At 36.8% G+C, this 17,725-nt stretch carries 15 protein-coding genes; 12 read left to right on the forward strand and 3 right to left on the reverse strand.

Annotated elements, in window-relative coordinates; all coding sequences use genetic code 11:
- Positions 1-226 precede the first annotated feature (226 nt).
- On the forward strand, positions 227-1,033 hold the full coding sequence (locus GS399_RS10010; RefSeq protein ID WP_160844484.1) for a polysaccharide biosynthesis/export family protein: 807 nt from the start codon (positions 227-229) through the stop codon (positions 1,031-1,033).
- 36 nt (positions 1,034-1,069) lie between these two features.
- Positions 1,070-3,373: a GumC family protein gene (locus GS399_RS10015; protein ID WP_160844485.1), complete on the forward strand. Its 2,304-nt coding sequence runs from the start codon at positions 1,070-1,072 to the stop codon at positions 3,371-3,373.
- Positions 3,374-3,475: 102 nt separating this feature from the next.
- Here the strand turns inward: GS399_RS10015 and GS399_RS10020 are convergent, their stop codons facing one another.
- A complete protein-coding gene (locus GS399_RS10020; protein ID WP_160844486.1) occupies positions 3,476-3,640 on the reverse strand; it encodes a hypothetical protein in 165 nt (54 codons plus the stop codon).
- A gap of 121 nt (positions 3,641-3,761) precedes the next feature.
- On the opposite strand from GS399_RS10020, the gene GS399_RS10025 reads away from it, so the two are divergent.
- The 5 genes from GS399_RS10025 to GS399_RS10045 are packed head-to-tail and all read left to right on the forward strand — an operon-like array spanning position 3,762 to position 9,280.
- Entirely contained in the window at positions 3,762-4,748 is a 987-nt protein-coding gene (locus GS399_RS10025; RefSeq protein ID WP_160844487.1) for a hypothetical protein, read from the forward strand.
- Between the two features lie 21 nt (positions 4,749-4,769).
- Positions 4,770-5,750: a glycosyl hydrolase gene (locus GS399_RS10030; RefSeq protein ID WP_160844488.1), complete on the forward strand. Its 981-nt coding sequence runs from the start codon at positions 4,770-4,772 to the stop codon at positions 5,748-5,750.
- A gap of 11 nt (positions 5,751-5,761) precedes the next feature.
- Positions 5,762-6,850 carry a glycosyltransferase family 4 protein gene (locus GS399_RS10035; protein ID WP_160844489.1) on the forward strand — a complete coding sequence of 363 codons (1,089 nt, stop codon included), beginning with the start codon at positions 5,762-5,764 and terminating at the stop codon, positions 6,848-6,850.
- Positions 6,851-6,893: 43 nt separating this feature from the next.
- Positions 6,894-8,066, forward strand: coding sequence for a glycosyltransferase (locus tag GS399_RS10040; protein ID WP_160844490.1), 1,173 nt, complete (start codon positions 6,894-6,896; stop codon positions 8,064-8,066).
- Positions 8,063-9,280, forward strand: a complete 1,218-nt coding sequence (locus GS399_RS10045; protein WP_160844491.1) for a glycosyltransferase — start codon at positions 8,063-8,065, stop codon at positions 9,278-9,280. The genes GS399_RS10040 and GS399_RS10045 overlap by 4 nt, the downstream gene beginning before the upstream one ends.
- A gap of 28 nt (positions 9,281-9,308) precedes the next feature.
- Here the strand turns inward: GS399_RS10045 and GS399_RS10050 are convergent, their stop codons facing one another.
- A complete protein-coding gene (locus tag GS399_RS10050; RefSeq protein WP_160844492.1) occupies positions 9,309-10,409 on the reverse strand; it encodes a glycosyl hydrolase in 1,101 nt (366 codons plus the stop codon).
- A gap of 168 nt (positions 10,410-10,577) precedes the next feature.
- Between GS399_RS10050 and GS399_RS10055 the strand changes: the two genes are divergently transcribed.
- From GS399_RS10055 to GS399_RS10075, 5 genes are all read left to right on the forward strand, one after another.
- The gene (locus GS399_RS10055; RefSeq protein WP_237487923.1) at positions 10,578-12,101 is read left to right on the forward strand and encodes a lipopolysaccharide biosynthesis protein; all 1,524 of its coding nucleotides are present in this window, start codon (positions 10,578-10,580) and stop codon (positions 12,099-12,101) included.
- An 11-nt stretch (positions 12,102-12,112) separates the two neighbouring features.
- Complete coding sequence (locus GS399_RS10060; protein WP_160844493.1) at positions 12,113-13,009, forward strand: glycosyltransferase family 2 protein; 897 nt, start codon at positions 12,113-12,115, stop codon at positions 13,007-13,009.
- A gap of 60 nt (positions 13,010-13,069) precedes the next feature.
- Positions 13,070-13,960 carry a glycosyltransferase family 2 protein gene (locus tag GS399_RS10065; RefSeq protein ID WP_160844494.1) on the forward strand — a complete coding sequence of 297 codons (891 nt, stop codon included), beginning with the start codon at positions 13,070-13,072 and terminating at the stop codon, positions 13,958-13,960.
- A 54-nt stretch (positions 13,961-14,014) separates the two neighbouring features.
- The gene (locus tag GS399_RS10070) at positions 14,015-15,346 is read left to right on the forward strand and encodes a UDP-glucose dehydrogenase family protein (protein WP_160844495.1); all 1,332 of its coding nucleotides are present in this window, start codon (positions 14,015-14,017) and stop codon (positions 15,344-15,346) included.
- 422 nt (positions 15,347-15,768) lie between these two features.
- Positions 15,769-17,151 carry an exopolysaccharide biosynthesis polyprenyl glycosylphosphotransferase gene (locus GS399_RS10075; protein WP_160844496.1) on the forward strand — a complete coding sequence of 461 codons (1,383 nt, stop codon included), beginning with the start codon at positions 15,769-15,771 and terminating at the stop codon, positions 17,149-17,151.
- Positions 17,152-17,168: 17 nt separating this feature from the next.
- Here GS399_RS10075 and GS399_RS10080 read toward each other — a convergent pair whose 3' ends face one another.
- Positions 17,169-17,387, reverse strand: a complete 219-nt coding sequence (locus GS399_RS10080; RefSeq protein ID WP_160844497.1) for a hypothetical protein — start codon at positions 17,385-17,387, stop codon at positions 17,169-17,171.
- Between the last annotated feature and the right edge of the window lie 338 nt (positions 17,388-17,725).

Below are 17,725 nucleotides of genomic sequence, written 5' to 3' on the forward strand. Positions count from 1 at the left end.
TTTCCTTGAAAATTTAGTAATATTTGTAAAGGTTAATTGAAAATCTTGCGATGATCTTAACAATTATCGACAAAATTAACAATTACAAATTGAGAAAAAAAATCGCCTATGTAAGCGATATGGCGAAGCTTTATCAGCTTGTCTGGTCAAAGTGACCAATTAACTAATCAATTAAAACGCATCTGTTATGGATGCCGTCGCTATCTGAACATCAAATACTAATTGAATGAAAACAACAACCCGCCTGTTAACCGCAATTGTATTATTAAACATTATTTCGATTTTATTAAGCTCATGCAGCACTAAACGATTAAAATACTTTCAGGACATTCCAAATACTTATAGTGCCAACAAAATTGAGCTTTCAAATTTTACTGATCCGGTTATTAAGCCTGATGATATTCTGATCATTAACATTAACACAACTGATCCTGCAGCTACCGTAAGTATAAACAGCAGAAATGGAACATATATTAACAATAGCAGTAACCTTGGATCTGGCTCGGCAAATCCTCTGTTAGGTTACCTGGTCGATAAGGAAGGATTTGTTGAAATTCCGATAATCGGAAAACTAAAAATGTCTGGTCTCACTACCGCTCAAGCCAAAACCACTATCCGCGAAAAGGCGGTAAAATCATTTAATGATCCTGTCATCGATGTTAGATTTTCAAATTTCAAAATAAGTGTTCTCGGTGAAGTAAACAGGCCGGCTATGTATGTAATGCCTAATGAGCAAAATACTGTTTTGGACGCTATAAGCTATGCCGGGGATATGACTTTTTATGGCGACAGACATAATGTGCTATTGATCCGTAAGGGTCTTGACGGCAACAATTTAACCGTAAAATTCGACATGACCAAGAAGGAATCTCTGGCTTCACCCTACTTTTACCTTAGGCAGAATGACGTGATATATGTGGAACCCACCAAAACCAAAGTGTTAAATAACGACAATAACGTTGTAAAATATTTAACCCTTTTGGCCACCTTAGTTACAGCAACAGTAGTGACGTTGAATTACGCTAATAAGTAACGAATTGCATGCATCTACTTTTCAACCATCATTGAAATGAAAACATATTCAGAAAAAGAAAAGAACATAAGTTTCAGCTACTTTTTTTCACAACTAAAGCAAAATTGGTATTTATATGCTATAAGTCTAATTATCTTTCTAGGCTTAGGATATACCTATAACTGGCTTGCCACAAAGTATTACCTAACAAGCAGCACAATGCTTTTGCAAGCCCAGCCGATTACCCCGGATCCATCTTCACAATATGCTAACGGAGGTGTTTCATCAGCTCTAAATTTACCTGACAATGTTAAAAATGAGGGCGACGTACTTCGATCAAGAAATCTGATAAAAGAGGTTGTTCAGGATATGCGACTGAATATTAAAACATTTTCCGGCACAGGTATACTGGCTTCTGAGATTTACCAGGAATCACCTTTCAGCGTTCAAATACTACGAGCAAAAGTTGATACGTTAAAAAAAATGAACTATGATATCTCCATCATAGACAACAAGAAATTGACTATAAGCAATGAGGATGAAAGTGTAAGCAAAACTGTCTTTTTTGGAAAGCCGATTCATCTTCCGCAATACGATATCGTAATATTCCGAGCTCCTGGAATAACAGCTCCCGAATCAAGCTATTCTTTTCAAATCGTGTCAGAAGATGATGCTATAATCGACATCCAAAACAACTACGATGCAGAATTTGTAGATAAATCTACCACCACAATTGGTTTGACGCTATATTACCCCAATTCAAAAAAAGGCGAAGCTATTCTGCAAAATATAATGAGTCAATATCTTGTAGACAACATTGATAACAAGAGAAGAATAATTGACAGTACAATAAATTTTATCAACAGCCGCATTGCGTCTGTTGAAGGAGAATTAAACAACGTTGAAAAGAATTACCAGGAGTATCGTGCGAATAACAGCATCGCTGATATTGCCGAGCAATCCAGAGTACTTGAAGGAAACGCCAATGAGTATGCCAACAAGTATCAGCAACAAAAAATCCAACTTTCAATAGTTAATGATCTGAGAAACAGACTGAGTGAATCAGGGAACAGGCAAGTTATTCCCAGCTCTCTGAGCATTCAAAACGCATCGTTCGCCGCCAGCCTCGATCAATATAATTCGTTGTTAACTCAAAGAGCTAAAGAACGATTATCATATACCGATACTAATCCGGTGATAGTAAATCTTGATCAGCAGATAGAACTTGTTCGACATAATCTTTTGGAAAGCATTTCAAGCTATGAAAAGGAAATGCAATTAAATACTGCCGGACTAAGTAACCAAAACAGTATTATCAACAGCAGTATCAGACAGGCCCCGGAAAAACAAAGAACTGTAATGGACTTTAATAGACAACAGGATCTTAAACACCAGCTCTACATTTACCTGCTACAAAAAAGAGAAGAAGCATCAATGGCACAGGCCGCAGATATGCCCTATTCACGAATAATTGATAATGCAAAAAGTACTAAAGCACCAGCAAAGCCAATCAAGCCAATCATCTATGTGATGACATTTTTCCTTGGATTGATTGTACCTTTTGGCTACGTGAATGCTAAAAATATATTTGCATCAAAAATCAATTCCGACGCGGACATTGAAAAACAGACCGATGTGGAAATAATTGGTAAAATCGGGCATCATTCTATGAAAAACAACAAACTATTGGATGCGCCACACCATCAATCAATCGTAGCAGAAAGCTTCCGTACGCTTCGCACAAAACTTAGAAATATCCTTAATAGTGACCAATCAAACGTAATAATGGTTACCTCAAGTGTAAACGGCGAAGGTAAAACCTTTTTAACGTGGAATTTGGGTAACATTTTGGCACTATCGGAAAAAAAGGTCGTACTTATCGAGCTAGATTTAAGGAAGCCAAAACTATCATCTATGATTGGTATTGATAACAAAGATTTTGGCTTTTCAAACTATGTCATCGATGATTTAGATGTTGACAGCATCATTAAACCCAGTGCCCTAAACAGCAATTTGTCAATAATATCTTCGGGACCTGTTGTTGTGAATGCCAGTGAATTGCTGCTTAGTTACAAGTTACCACAGCTGATTAACGAGCTTAAGAAAAAGTTCGATTTTATAATATTGGACAGCTCACCGATTGGCCTTGTGTCCGACGCGCTGATTATACAAAAACAAGCCGATATGACGATCTATGTATGCCGTCATAATTATACTGATAAGGCACAGATAGATATCATAAACGACCTAAAAACAAAAGACAATGTCGACAACATTTATCTTGTTGTAAACGATGTCAATTTTGCAAAAGCTGGATATACCGGCTACGGATACGGAATGGGTTACGGAAATTATAATTAACCCTCCACGATTTACACGTAGTTTAATATAACCAGCACGTTACATCAATATTATGTTGCAGCAATCGTTGGTATACGCTCAATCAAACCAGACTACGAGCACCTACCTGTCCAGATTAATTAATTTCTCGATCTTATTTTTTCCGCTAACCAGTTTCTTGTTGATTCCAGCTATTCCTGGAACGACAGTTATTACGGTTTTAGTAGTGCCGATATTTATCATGATAACGGTATCTCCATTAAACAATAGCAAGATCGCCTTTTTCAAAGAGCTGACTTATTTTTTCTGTGTAATTATTTTTTTCAGCGTATCCTCACAGTTAATAAATCTTGTCACAAATCTAAAACTACCTTCAGGATTAAATCTGATAAACAGATTAGATTACACTATGACGTTTTACAGGCTGTCTCACATCACGCAGTCGCTGCCTTTAATTGTCGGATTTATAATCTATTTATATGTTAAATATTATTCGAACGAGTCAGTAATAAAATATATCTATTGGGGCCTGCGCCTGCTTTGCTTTTATGGCATCTACGAATTTCTTTTCTTTTTATTAACCGGACAAAACGGAGATTTTTTATCAAATCGGACTTTTGGTTATAATGAAAAACCCGGCTCATTGTTTCAAACTATGGATATTGCAGGGATGAGTTTGATGCGTTTAAAGGGATTTACAGGTGAACCATCAATGTTTGTATTCACTGTATTTCCATTTTGGCTTTTAACATTAGTATTAAATCGGAGGTTTGATAGCTACTTACTGTTGGGATGCATGATACTTTCATTCTCGACCACCGCTTATCTGGGCATTTTAGGCGTAGCCGTTTACCGGATGATCTACAACAGGCAGTTCAAAATATTTTATTACTTGATCATTCTTGTCGTCGTTGCCTGCTTTTTCTTACAGCTCGATGCATTTAAAAATGTCCTGGATAGTGTTTACGATGTTACCATTGGAAAAATTTATGGAAACAATAATTCGACCCGATCGCGGTCAAGTTATTTCATAAATCATCTTCTCTTCTGGTCTAACCAGAATATATTCAATCAACTTTTTGGAATTGGATTTGGGTATATCAGGTCGACTGACTTTTTTTCTACGATTTTACTTAACGGCGGACTGTTGGGATTTTTGACTTTTAGCTGGTTTGTATTGAAGAATCTGGCATTAAGAATTTCAGCTAAGCTCTTATCAATTTACTATAAATTGGGAATAATAATGGTCTACCTGATCATGATGTTGACCGTACCCGAGTTCTCATATCCGTCGTTGTGGATTTACATAGCACTGGGCTTTATCTTAAGCGACAATCAGAAAAGAAACCTGTTGACAAATTGGGCAGAAGTCTCTGGCCCATCTTTAGCACGCTAAGCGAATATTATCAGCTACCAAATGCTCAGAACCTGTTATACATTTCTAGCACTTATCCTCTGCCTAACACTGACGTCACAAGATGCCGGAAAAAGTATCATTTGGGGAATAAACGGTCATCCGTTGACAAAACAAGACTATAAAAAAAATTGGCCGGCTCAAATCCAAGCAATTAAGGATCTTAAACTAAGCAGTTACAGATTTGATCTCTTAATTGACACTAACGGCTATGCGAGAGATGAAGAGTCCTGTCTAAAACTGTTTAAAGTCTTAAAAAGCAATAATATCGCTCCCCTTCCCGCTATAATGCAAAAAGGATTCAACGATTTAGATTTAAATGATAGATATCGATTAAGTTATAAACAAGGACAAAACTTTGCATTAAGATACGGAGAATACTTATCGGTAATTGAAGTAAACAACGAAGTTGACGTTAAATCAATGTTGTCTAAAAATTTTGATGGCAGAAAACAAAACGGTTATGACAACCCCAAGCTTATCCGATACATTACCGCTATCAAGGGCTTTATTGATGGATTAAAGCAAGTAAAACCATCAGTTAAAGTGACTTTATCGTTCAGTTGGCTGCACTTCTATTACCTAACTGCATTAGAGGAAAACAACGTTAACTACGACATTATTGGCTGCCATTGGTATTCGAATATGGGCGACATTACCAACGTAAAATCAATCGGTAACGTACTGGAATTACTTCGTCAGCGATATAAAAAGCCAATTTGGATTACTGAATTCAACTATTTTAAAGGTACTACGACAGCCAGTTTAGCAAAGCAAAATGAGTTTTTAAGTACCAGTATTCATCCAATATTAGCTCAAAATATAGTTACAGGTTTTTTTATTTACGAGCTGTATGACCAGCCGGCAATAAATCAAAGAAGTCCGGGTGAAAGCAAATACGGTTTAATCTCGCAAGATAGCCAGGGAAACCTCGTCAAAAAAGATGCTTACATGACTTATAAGCAAATTGTTGCCGGTCACTGATTCTCATTATCATGGAAATATTCATAAATGGCAAGTATTTAACACAACCGGTTTCAGGTGTCCAGCGCTACGCATTTGAACTTACAAAAGGTTTGATTGCGAAAGGCAGCAACGTCAAAATTCTTGTACCCAATTTTTTTGATATAAAATCTACGGAAATTAACGATCGCTTTTTTGTTTCTACGGGGGATTTTAAAAACACGAATCTGTGGGAACAAGTTCATCTTCCATTATTTTTCCGTAAACGAAAAAGCAGCCTGCTAATAAATTTATGCAATACCGGACCTGTATTAATTAAAAATCAGATTGTCTGTCTCCATGACATCGCGTTTTTCAAAAATCCACAATGGTATTCGAGAGCTTTTTATTTGTATTATAAATTTCTAATTCCGCTTATAGTTCGCAATTCAAAACATATTGTCACGGTAAGTGAATTCTCAAAAGACGAAATAACAGGCAGATTTAGATTTGCAGCAAATAAAATATCTGTTATTTACAATGCTCCTGCTAAAATTTTCACTATACCTGCCGATAAATTAATATTAAAAAAAGACGACTTTTTCCTTTTTGTAGGCTCTTTTGATCCGAGAAAAAACTTAATAACGCTGTTGAAAGCGTTTGAATCCGATAAACTTAAAAAATTTAAGTTAATAGTGGTGGGTAAAAGAAGCGCTTCCTTTCGGGATCAGAAACTTATTATCCCTGACAATGTAACAATACTTGACAATTGTAATGATGAGGATCTGAGTGTGTTATATAAGCATGCTTCAGGCTTAATCAATTGTTCAATATATGAAGGATTTGGTCTTCCCTTAGTTGAAGCGATGTCGAGCGGCTGCCCATTAGTTTTGTCAGACATTCCGGTGTTTAGAGAAATTGCCGGAGACCGCGCCTCGTATTTTGATCCTATCTCCTCTGATTCTATTGTACACGCTATAAAAAGCTTAGCGGATAAAAAACCTGAAGATCTTAATTCTGATATTCAACATAATCACACGTTGAGTTCAAGATTTTCATGGGCTGATTCTTCTACCGAACTTTTCAGCCTAACTTATAAGTTACTGCCCCAGGCTGATCGACACCTTAATCATCCTATATAACTTTTGTTCTAAAAACTTCAGTTACATTTTAAACCAAATTCTTATGAAACTTGCAATAGTACATGACGACCTCGTACGCCGGGGTGGCGGAGAACAAGTAGCATTGAGCTTTCACAGAACATTTCCGGAAGCGCCGATCTATACGCTTACTTATGATCCGAAAAACACATATCCGGAGTTTAAAAATTGTGATATCAGAACCAGCTGGCTCGGCAACGTTATTAAAAGCGAGACCGCAATGAAACGTTATTACTTCCCTTTCGGAATAATGGCTATGCAACAATTAGATTTGTCAGAATTCGATGTAATACTTCAGTCTACAACACACTGCGCAAAGTATGTTAAAACAAGTCCAAGCGCCTTAGTTATTACATATTGCCACAATCCTTTCCGGCTGGTGTGGAGCACTGAGTCGTATAAGGTAGTAACAGGCGCAGGTCTGGTAAAAAGAAAACTTTATGACAATGTCATCTCCTTTCTAAAGGATGTTGATTTAAAATACGCCAAAAGAACCGACTGGTTTTTAACAAATGCGCGAGAAGTTGTTTCAAGAATTGAAAAAGCATACAAACCAACCAGGGCGATTACTATTATTAATCCACCTGTTAAATGTGACAATTTTTATGTTGCAGATTCTGTAAGTGACTATTTCTTGGTGGTTTCCAGATTAGAATCATACAAAAAGGTCGATCTTGTAATAGAAGCTTTTAACGAAATGCCCGATAAGAAATTGATAATCGTTGGAAAAGGTTCGAGGGAAAAAGAATTAAAGGAGAAAGCGGCCGGGAACATTACGTTTCTAAAAGGCCTTGACGCCAAAAATTTAGCCAGCGTCTATGCCAATTGTTTGGCCTTCATTTTTCCACAACTGGAAGATTATGGAATAACCCCATTAGAAGCTAATGCCTCCGGCAGACCAGTGGTAGCCTATGGAAAAGGTGGCGTTCTTGACACCATGATACCTTATGAAAATGATTCTTCAAAAGCCACTTCCGTATTTTTTCAGGAGCAAACCAAAGACTCGCTTAAAGAGGCGATCGATTTATTTGAGACACTACAATTTGACCCGACATTCATTCGTAAGCACGCTGAGTCATTCGACGAAAGCCACTTTATTGAAAAAATCAAGTCATTTGTTTCTGCTAAATATCATTCGCGCGTTGAACTTCGGTCGGATACTTTTAACAGCCACAAATCACTCCCAGCGGTTGTATGAAAATTTTGATTATCAACACCTTTTATTATCCAACGTTTATAGGTGGAGCTGAAATCTCAGTCCAACTTTTAGCAGAGAACTTAGTAAAAGAAGGTAATCGGGTTTTTATATTTTGCAACGGTCCTCAAAACCGTGTCTATCGCGTTAATAATGTAATTGTAATTAGTTGTAAGCAGCGAAATTTGTTTACTAACTATGGCGGGGCCGGTGCGACTAAATTATCAAAAATACTTTGGCATTTAATTGATTCATGCAATCCCTTTTATCACTTTAAACTTTTAAGCATTTTAAAGAAGAAAAAGCCTCAGGTCGTACATACTAACAATATCCAGGGATTTTCACCCTTTGTTTGGTTAACCGTAAAAAGCACAAAAACACCACTGGTGCACACGATACGAGACTATTATCTTCTATGCCACAAGAGCAATATGTTTAACAATAACAAAAATTGCACAAGGCTATGTACAGAATGCAAAATAACTAATTCAATAAAGTCCCGGTTTATCAATTATCCAAACCACTTTATTGGGATAAGTAAATACATAACGACCGTTCATGCTGACTTCTTTCCCACTCGTAAACGGAATTTCAGTGTTGTGTACAACGCAGCGGCAGCAAACAAGTTCCCGGTAACACATTCTGAAAGCGAAATAGTTGTTTTTGGCTACATTGGTCGTATAGAAAAAGATAAAGGAGTTGAGTACCTGGCAAACGAACTTGCAAACTTAAATGCCGATAACAAACTGTCTTTTAAAATTCTTTTTGCGGGTAAGGGAGAGGATATATTTATAACCCAATTAAAGGAAAAACTGGCGGGTACTCATTTTGAGTTTCTGGGTGTCGTTCAGCCCGCTGATTTTTTTTCAAAGATTGATGTCTTACTAGTTCCAGCACTTTGGAATGAGCCCTTCGGAAGAACAGTCATAGAAGCTTTATCTTTTTCAATCCCGGTTTGCCATACAGATCGGGGTGGCTTAAAAGAGCTTTATGACCCCGAGTGTGCCTGGATGTTTACGCCAGAAAAAGGAAATCTTTCAAAAATCATTTCAGATATTGTAGAAAATAAAGCAGAATTAAGTTCAAAAAAAGCACTATTGATGAATAAACTACAAAATCGCTTTTCAACGACTAACTATATTAACAATTATCTGTCTGTATATAAAAGAGCGATCGGTGGTGAAGAAATAACAAGCCAGGCAATATTGACGGAATGATATCGATATCGCCTGGACTGTCTTTATGTTATTTAACCGTAAGGGATTGAGCAATCATTTTCTTTGTCCAACTTGTATACTTTGTCGTCCACTTGTTCAAACCGTAATTTTTCTCTAAAGTGCTGTTCTTCTGAGGTTCATCAAAAAGCTCATAGAATATAAGAACCTTAACCTGAGGATTATTTTTACATTTTTGAATAAACTTTTTAATGAATGCATCTTGTTTTACTTCGAAGTCTGCATCGTCAGCTTTGTAGCGGCTGTTTACTTCAGTAAACCAGATGGGCTTAGTAAAAAGACTTGAAAGTTTTAAGGTGATATCCGGTATGTTATACGTTTTATTACCGCCCAATGATTCCATCTCTGAATACCAGTGATAGGCAATGATGTCAAACTTAACACCATACCATTCAAGCATTCTGAGATATCCATAATGCAGCCAACTGGCATCAATCATAGTCTTAGCATCCGGATCTTGGGATTTTATACCTTCATCCATGCCTTTTAGATAGGCAGCTGTTACATTAAATTTTGTACGATCATAATGCAGCTGACTTTGGCCACTTCTCCCTGGTAACAGAAGCTTAAGTTCTAATTCATTACCAAGGTTATAGTAGGTGAAATATTTACCATACTTCGCTGCAAAATCAGCACCTAATTTTTTGCCCGCAGAATAGGAAGCCGATTGTGTCGCATTTAAGTCAAGAGTCCGTGTTTTAAGTGCCGGAAGAATTTTAACGCCTCCCGATGTCGCAGCTGCCATTAAGGGATCGAAAAGATAAGGAACAGTGATACGGCCATCGCTCATAGTTGTGACATCTGCCCTGTACCAATTCATTCCCATTTTTTGCAGCATTTCGATTTGCTTTGAGGCCGACACGTGACTGTACGGACCTGTTCCATCTAATGGATGGCCGTTTATTCCCAGTTCTAAGGACGACCCAGATAAAAGTGGTGATAACGGTACGCTGGTTGCCATTAAAGCGTCCGATTTGTTTAAGGCCACGCCGTTAGCAGAGACCAATCCATTTTGAGATTCTAAATCCGCATCTTTTTTACAGGATACCGTAAATAAGCCAATGGCTAAGATGGATAGAAATGTTTTTCGGAGGTAGGTGTGTTTTAACATAGCTAAATTTTGTTTGTTTTTTTTGCACTAGAACGATGATTGTAATACAAATGTTGCATAGAAACTAAAAAAAATTGCAAATTCTAAAAAAAGAAAACTTTTTAAAACAAAGATTACAAAACGATAACAGTTGGAAATAATGCAATAGCTTGCAAATGCTTTCAAAAAATGATAATAAACTCAGATCCTTTTGATAATAATGAGAGTAAGATGGATACTACTATAAATCACTCAGCGAGGCGCGAGGACAAAAAGATGGTGGCGTCCGGCATCTTCTGGAACTTCATTCAGCTGATTGTCAACCAATCGTTCGCCTTTATTTTAAAACTAATACTCGCCAAACTTCTTTTTCCAAATCAATTCGGATTAGTTGGTATGGCGGCAATATTTACCGGGTTTGTTCAAATATTAAATGACCTTGGCGTTGGAGCGGCTTTGGTGCAGAAAAAAGAAGAAACACTCAGGAAAGAGCATTTTCATACAGCTTTCTGGACAGGAATTGTATGGTCGGTTTTTTTATTTATTATAATGAGTTTGGCGATCGCGCCACTGGCTGCCTCATTTTATAAGGAACCTTTATTAAGAAATATCATTCCGGTTCTAAGCGTTGGAATCCTGATCAGCCCGGTAAATCTTGTTCATAAAGCTCAGTTGACGAAGCAAATGAACTTTAAGAAACTTGCGTTCATTGATAATACGTCAAACATAATGGCGGGTTCGATTGCGCTGATACTTGCTTTTTGGGGAGCCGGAGTTTGGGCTTTGGTATTTAACACCGTCGCCACGATTTTTTTTGCTATGCCCCTATATTTCAGGGCGACAGGATGGAAACCCGCATTTATAGCAGATAAAAAAGCGTTCAGAGAGATCTTTGGATTTGGGATTTATACTACTGGCTCTAACATCCTGAATTATCTTTACAACAACCTGGATTATTTATTAATCGGCAAGCTATTAGGCGCTTCTTCGTTGGGTATCTACACCTTAGCTTTTGTTTTAACTGACACTTTCAGAAGCAGGTTAATGGCTGTGATTAATAATGTAATGTATCCTATTTATGGAAAAAACCAGCGTGACTACGATTCCTTAAAAAAATATTATCTCAAGGTGGTCCAGTTTAACTGCATTTTCATATTTCCTGTGATGACATATTTCATTGCAGAAGCAAACAATTTTATCATAAATATTTTTGGCACTAAGTGGCATCAAACCGTCGCGCCATTACAAATTCTTTCCCTGTCTGTAATGTTTCATATCCTGGTAAGCGGTAACACAGCTTTACTTAGAGGATTAGGCAGACCAGGTTTAGAAATGAAACAACAAATTTTAAAAGCGGCGATTTTTCTACCGACGCTTGCCGTAGGTATATATTTTTATGGTATTATCGGAGCAGCTTACGCTATACTTTTAAACAAAATAATTCTTGTTGCCGTAGCCCAATATACATTCTCTATTATACCTGTAAAAATATCTTTGAAGGATATTTTCATGAGTGTAAAGGCCCCGGTTACGGCCTCGCTTGTAGCTTTTTCAGCAACTTATTTTTTAAACCGTTTAAATGCTAACTACCTCCTCGCCGGAGTAATATTAGTTGCCGTTTATTTCGGTGTAATCTGGCTTTTAATGGGTAACGAATTAAAAACAATTATAAATGGACTGAAAAAAAATAAGACATCTTCCTCAATTACGTAAAATATTATCCGATGGTATCTGTAATTATCCCTTGTTACAATTGTGAAGGTTTTATTAGCAGAGCTATTAACAGTGTGCTGAATCAAACTTATAAAAACTTTGAAATTATATTAGTCAATAACAATTCGTCAGATAATACTATGCAGGTATTGGCTGATCTAAAAGCAAAATATCCTGATAAAATTTCCATCTATGAAGAATTTAAACCTGGTGCCCCGGCTGCCCGGAACTGCGGACTGAAAAACGCGAAAGGCAAATGGATACAGTTCCTGGACGCCGATGACGAAATACTCCCAAATAAGCTTTTGCAGCAAATTCATCTGGCAAATTGTACCGGTGCAAGTGTGGTTGCAGGCAACTCCCTTCTGGAATATACAATTAAAGGAAAAATCAAGAAAGTTGTCAGGCGTACTAATAGAAACATTTGGAAAGGTCTAATTACGTCCAATCTTGGAATTACAAGTTCTAATTTATGGCAAAAAGATCTCCTTTTGGATGTTAATGGCTGGGATGAAAATGTGACATCCTCCCAGGAATATGATCTCCTTTTTCGCTTGTTGAAAAAAGAAGCACGTATTGTCACCGACAAATCAGTAGATACAATAGTACACTTTTCGGAAAACTCAGTTTCAAAAAGCACTGACGTAAACAAGCTTAAAAAAATCCTAAATAACCGTGTAACGCTAAGGTTGAAAATTAAGGAGGAGCTGGAACGGACAAACTCCCTGACTAAAAACTTATCGCTCTTAATCGACGACTATATATATACTGAAATTATGAGCTTTTACAGGCATTTCCCTCAATATGCCAGAGAACTTTTAAAAGAGCATAATCCCAAGATAAAATTAAGTAAGGCACTAAAACTTAAAACGAAAAATTTCTTAAAGAGCCTGCTGTCAAAGAAATAATATATAGCCTCAATTATTTATTGAATTCTTCTACCAACGGAAAAAACTAATCCCTTTACCATGAATAAAACATTTGTATCCATTATCATACCGACTTTTAAAGATTGGCGAAGGTTGGCTTTGTGTTTGCGCTCATTAGCAGTTCAAAGTTATGATGTCAATTTATTCGAGATTATTGTTGTCAACAATCACGCTTCAGATAAAATACCGGAAAACTACTTCATACCGAACAATTGCAGAATTGTTATAGAGGAAAAGCCGGGGTCGTATGCTGCAAGAAATACCGGTGTAAATTTATCTACTGGTTCTATCATTGGCTTCACCGATTCGGACTGCATTGCTGACAAAGATTGGATAAAAAATGCAGTCGCTTTTTTTCATAATAACCCAGACTGCTCGAGAATTGCAGGCAAAATCCGCTTATTCTATAAATCAGAAAAATTAACTAAAGCAGAACTCTACGAAAAGATTTATGCATTTAATCAGGATGTATATGTTGAGCAGGACGGAACCGGAGTAACTGCCAATATGTTTGCTTACAGGGATGCATTCGACACCATCGGGTACTTTAAGGATGACTTGCTATCGGGAGGAGACTACGAGTGGTCTATAAGAGCCAGAGATGCTGGTTTTAAAATTAAATACTCAGAACAAACGATAGTTAATCATCCGGCACGATATCAGTTAACAGAGTTAATAAAAAAAGCTAAGCGGGTCGGCGGTGGTCAGGCCGGATTTGAGCCTGCTAAAGCATCCATAGGAGAGTCTATAATAAAATTTGTCTATGACCTGAGACCTCCCGTAAAAAGCATTCCGCTTATTGTTGCGAAGGGAAAAGATCTTCATTTTGCCCAAAAGTGTCTGATCTTTTATATAAGATATTATTTATCAATTACAACAGCCCGCGAAAAACTAAAAGTAAGCCTCGGAAAGACCGCCCAACGGGTATAAGCTTATTAAAATCATCGTAATACCATTTATTAATTAATCACTAAAATTTAACTTATGAAAATCGCTGTAATTGGAACGGGCTATGTAGGCCTTGTGACGGGAACCTGTTTATCAGAAACGGGCAATGATGTAACCTGCGTGGACATTAACAAACAGAAAGTACAAATGATGCAACAAGGACAGCTACCTATTTATGAGCCAGGCCTTGAGTTACTTTTCCTACGGAATATCATCCAGGACAGGCTTCGTTTTACTACAGATTTGGCTGACGCTATTAAAGACGCCGAAATAATATTCCTGGCTTTGCCTACTCCCCCAGGTGAAGACGGTTCGGCAGACTTAAGCTACGTATTGGGAGCAGCCAAAGACATTGCAAAACTGGTTACTTCTTACAAAGTTGTGGTAACAAAATCAACCGTTCCGGTTGGCACTGCAGATAAAGTGAAAGCAGTGTTTAATGAACACACAGACGTTGAGGTAGCTGTCGTCTCCAATCCGGAATTTTTGAGGGAAGGTGTTGCTGTCGAAGATTTTATGAAGCCGGATCGTGTAGTGGTTGGCACTACCGATGAAAGAGCTCGTAAATTGATGCATGATCTATATTCGCCATACGTACGTCAGGGTAATCCAATTATTTTCATGGATGAGCGTTCCTCAGAGCTGACAAAGTATGCCGCGAACTCGTTTCTCGCTACAAAAATTTCATTCATGAATGAAATTGCGAATTTATGCGAACTGGTTGGCGCGAACGTAGACATGGTAAGACTTGGCGTTGGTTCCGATGACCGTATTGGTAAACGCTTTTTGTTCCCTGGAATAGGCTACGGAGGCAGCTGCTTTCCTAAGGATGTTCAGGCATTGGCGAAATCAGCTGAAGACAACAAATATGATTTCAAAATCTTGAATTCTGTAATGGAAGTTAACACGATTCAGAAAAAAATTCTTGTTGAAAAATTAAAAAAATATTACGGAGGTGACTTGAAAGATAAGACTTTCGCTTTGTGGGGGCTTGCGTTTAAGCCCGAAACTGACGACATAAGAGAAGCGCCGGCACTATATATCATTGATGAGTTACTACAGGCCGGTGCAAAAGTTACCGTGTTCGACCCTGAAGCGATAAATAATGTTAAATATTTACTGGAAGATAAAATTGCTTACGCAGATGATCAGTACGAAGCGTTGGAAGAAGCTGATGCATTGCTGATATTAACAGAGTGGAGCGTTTTCCGAAATCCTGATTTTAACCGAATAGCCTCAACCCTTAAAGAAAAGGTCATTTTCGATGGACGAAATCTTTTCGATCTGGATAAAATGATAGACCTCGGCTTTTACTACAATAGTATCGGGCGTGATCTGGTACCTCAAGACACTTTTACAACCCTTTAACAAATTAAAGAAGCCGTCCATTAAGACGGCTTCTTTTTTGCATAATATGAATTAAAAAACTACCACTACATGTCCCCAATTCGAGAAAAGAAATTCAATTTTCACTGAAAGTTTTATCGAAAAGCACGGTGTACACATTTTAATCATAATTACAACACCAAAATTTCCCAGTATTTCACAAAACCTACTCGAATTTACAAACTGACAATTATCACCAAAATTTATTATGATATTGGTATCAATAATTCAATTTAATTGAGTTTTTGCTTATTAAAAATTGAATTTTGTGAATTTAAGCTAAAGCGATTTTTTACTCTGAAATAAAAAAAAATCGTTTAAATCCTATTTCATCATTTAGATGAATATAAAATTAATAGCTCTTACAATTAAGATAAATCAGTTGAAATTTAAATCTCCCCACCATGAAAACGCGTTATCTATATTTGATTTATTTTGTAATATCCATTCTTGATATAGCAGTTGTTAATATTGCTTTTTATATCACTTGTGATTATCTCAAATTAAATATAAACACTAATCTAAATCTTCTTATCGTTGCCAACTATCTTTGGTTACTTGCCGCGTTAGCATTAAAATTATATAATGCGAAGTTTATTAAAGGCATTATTCATAACTGTATATTGACGTTAAAAAGCTTCATACTTTTCGCATTTATCTTTTTCTCATATATACTTTTAACAAAAGAAAATCATGCGTTTGCTGAAAACCTGATTGTCTTCTACTTTTTCACAATATCAGGTCTATTAAGTATTAGATACGCAATTTCCAAAGCAGAAAAAATGCTGAAAAAGCACTTTAAGATTGCTAGACCTGTCGCCGTAATCGGTATGAATTCAATGGGGATTCGACTAGCGGGTTTTTTCCAGGATCAAGACAATCATTTCGCATTTGAAGGATTTTTAAATAAAGAGAATACATCGTATTTAGACCATTCCGGTCAGGTCCTGCCATCGATATTAGAGCAAATTAAGTCTGCCGCTTCAAATGGTGTAAATGATGTATATGTTTCATTATCACCAGATAAAATTCACGAGTTCGCCTCTCTCCAAAGAGAAGCTGATAAATGCTGCTTACGTTTGAAATTGGTTCCAGATTTATCCCAGTTATTAAGCGACCAGCTGAAGGTCAGCTACATGAATAATTTTACTGTTTTAAGCAACAGAAACGAGCCCTTAGAAGAAGTAGAAAATAGATTCCAGAAAAGAGCTTTTGACATAGTATTCAGCTCACTGGTTATCATATTTATAATGAGCTGGTTTTATCCATTGGTCGGCTTACTCATTAAATTGCAAAGCCCCGGCCCGATTTTATTCAAGCAACTAAGAAGTGGAAAGAATAACAAGCAGTTCGTTTGTTATAAATTCCGAAGCATGAAAATCAACAATGAAAGTAATAGCAGATTAACAAATAAAACAGATAGCCGGATTACAAAAATCGGAGCGTTTTTACGCAAGACAAGCTTAGATGAATTACCACAATTTTTCAATGTATTTTTAGGCGATATGAGTGTAATAGGCCCTCGTCCCCACCCAATATTCGTAACTGAACAATATAGCCCGATAATCAATAAATTTATGGTAAGACATTTTTTAAAGTCGGGTATTACCGGATGGGCGCAAGTTAACGGGTACAGAGGCGGAGGTGACGAAGAAAATACTCCCCATATGCAAAAAAGAATTGAGCATGATATCTGGTATCTCGAAAACTGGTCGATGTGGCTTGACCTTAAGATCGTTTATATGACTGTTAGAAACCTGATTAAGGGCGAAGAAAATGCTTATTAGTTAAACTGATTGAGCGATTAAATTGCAACGTCTCTAAGCTTCTCTTGCATCAAATCTAATTTGTAATGAAAGTGTTTGTAGCTGATCCGTGCAGTTTCGACAGCAGCTACTAACCATTCTAATTCGATGTTAATTCCCTGGTGTTCAGTAATTCCATCAGCTACTAAAACTTCTCCGTCATTATAACGGATAAATTCAGGTTCAGCAGAGTTTAGCTTATTTTGAATAATGTCCATTTTGGTTTTTTCGGCCTTAATTAAATTTAAAACCGCGACATTATTATAGCACCTAATAATATTCAGCGCCCTTTGTCTTTGCCTGTTAATCATGAATAATTCTATGAATCGTGTCTAAACTCAATGCTTTTGAAAAAAGCTCAACAAATGTAAGAAGATTACTTCAGACAATTAAGCTTTTGAAAAGTTTCTATTAAATTATTATAAATAAATGATTATTGGGTAAAGAGAATTTTTGACAGAAATTTAAAATACGAAGAGCCTCCTCATGGGAGGCTTTTTTATTGCCGTTAAATAAAGGATTTACAATTAACTTTCATCGAAAAAGCGATTGAAAT

The sequence above is a fragment of the Hufsiella arboris genome (genome assembly GCF_009834875.1).
GTDB classification, from domain to species: domain Bacteria; phylum Bacteroidota; class Bacteroidia; order Sphingobacteriales; family Sphingobacteriaceae; genus Hufsiella_A; species Hufsiella_A arboris.

Coding starts and splice junctions, on each gene's coding strand:
- GS399_RS10010 (WP_160844484.1), top strand. CDS start 227: ATGAAAACAACAACCCGCCTGTTAACCGCAATTGTATTATTAAACATT.
- GS399_RS10015 (WP_160844485.1), top strand. CDS start 1,070: ATGAAAACATATTCAGAAAAAGAAAAGAACATAAGTTTCAGCTACTTT.
- GS399_RS10025 (WP_160844487.1), top strand. CDS start 3,762: ATGACGTTTTACAGGCTGTCTCACATCACGCAGTCGCTGCCTTTAATT.
- GS399_RS10030 (WP_160844488.1), top strand. CDS start 4,770: ATGCTCAGAACCTGTTATACATTTCTAGCACTTATCCTCTGCCTAACA.
- GS399_RS10035 (WP_160844489.1), top strand. CDS start 5,762: ATGGAAATATTCATAAATGGCAAGTATTTAACACAACCGGTTTCAGGT.
- GS399_RS10040 (WP_160844490.1), top strand. CDS start 6,894: ATGAAACTTGCAATAGTACATGACGACCTCGTACGCCGGGGTGGCGGA.
- GS399_RS10045 (WP_160844491.1), top strand. CDS start 8,063: ATGAAAATTTTGATTATCAACACCTTTTATTATCCAACGTTTATAGGT.
- GS399_RS10050 (WP_160844492.1), bottom strand. CDS start 10,409: ATGTTAAAACACACCTACCTCCGAAAAACATTTCTATCCATCTTAGCC.
- GS399_RS10055 (WP_237487923.1), top strand. CDS start 10,578: ATGATAATAAACTCAGATCCTTTTGATAATAATGAGAGTAAGATGGAT.
- GS399_RS10060 (WP_160844493.1), top strand. CDS start 12,113: ATGGTATCTGTAATTATCCCTTGTTACAATTGTGAAGGTTTTATTAGC.
- GS399_RS10065 (WP_160844494.1), top strand. CDS start 13,070: ATGAATAAAACATTTGTATCCATTATCATACCGACTTTTAAAGATTGG.
- GS399_RS10070 (WP_160844495.1), top strand. CDS start 14,015: ATGAAAATCGCTGTAATTGGAACGGGCTATGTAGGCCTTGTGACGGGA.
- GS399_RS10075 (WP_160844496.1), top strand. CDS start 15,769: ATGAAAACGCGTTATCTATATTTGATTTATTTTGTAATATCCATTCTT.
- GS399_RS10080 (WP_160844497.1), bottom strand. CDS start 17,387: ATGGACATTATTCAAAATAAGCTAAACTCTGCTGAACCTGAATTTATC.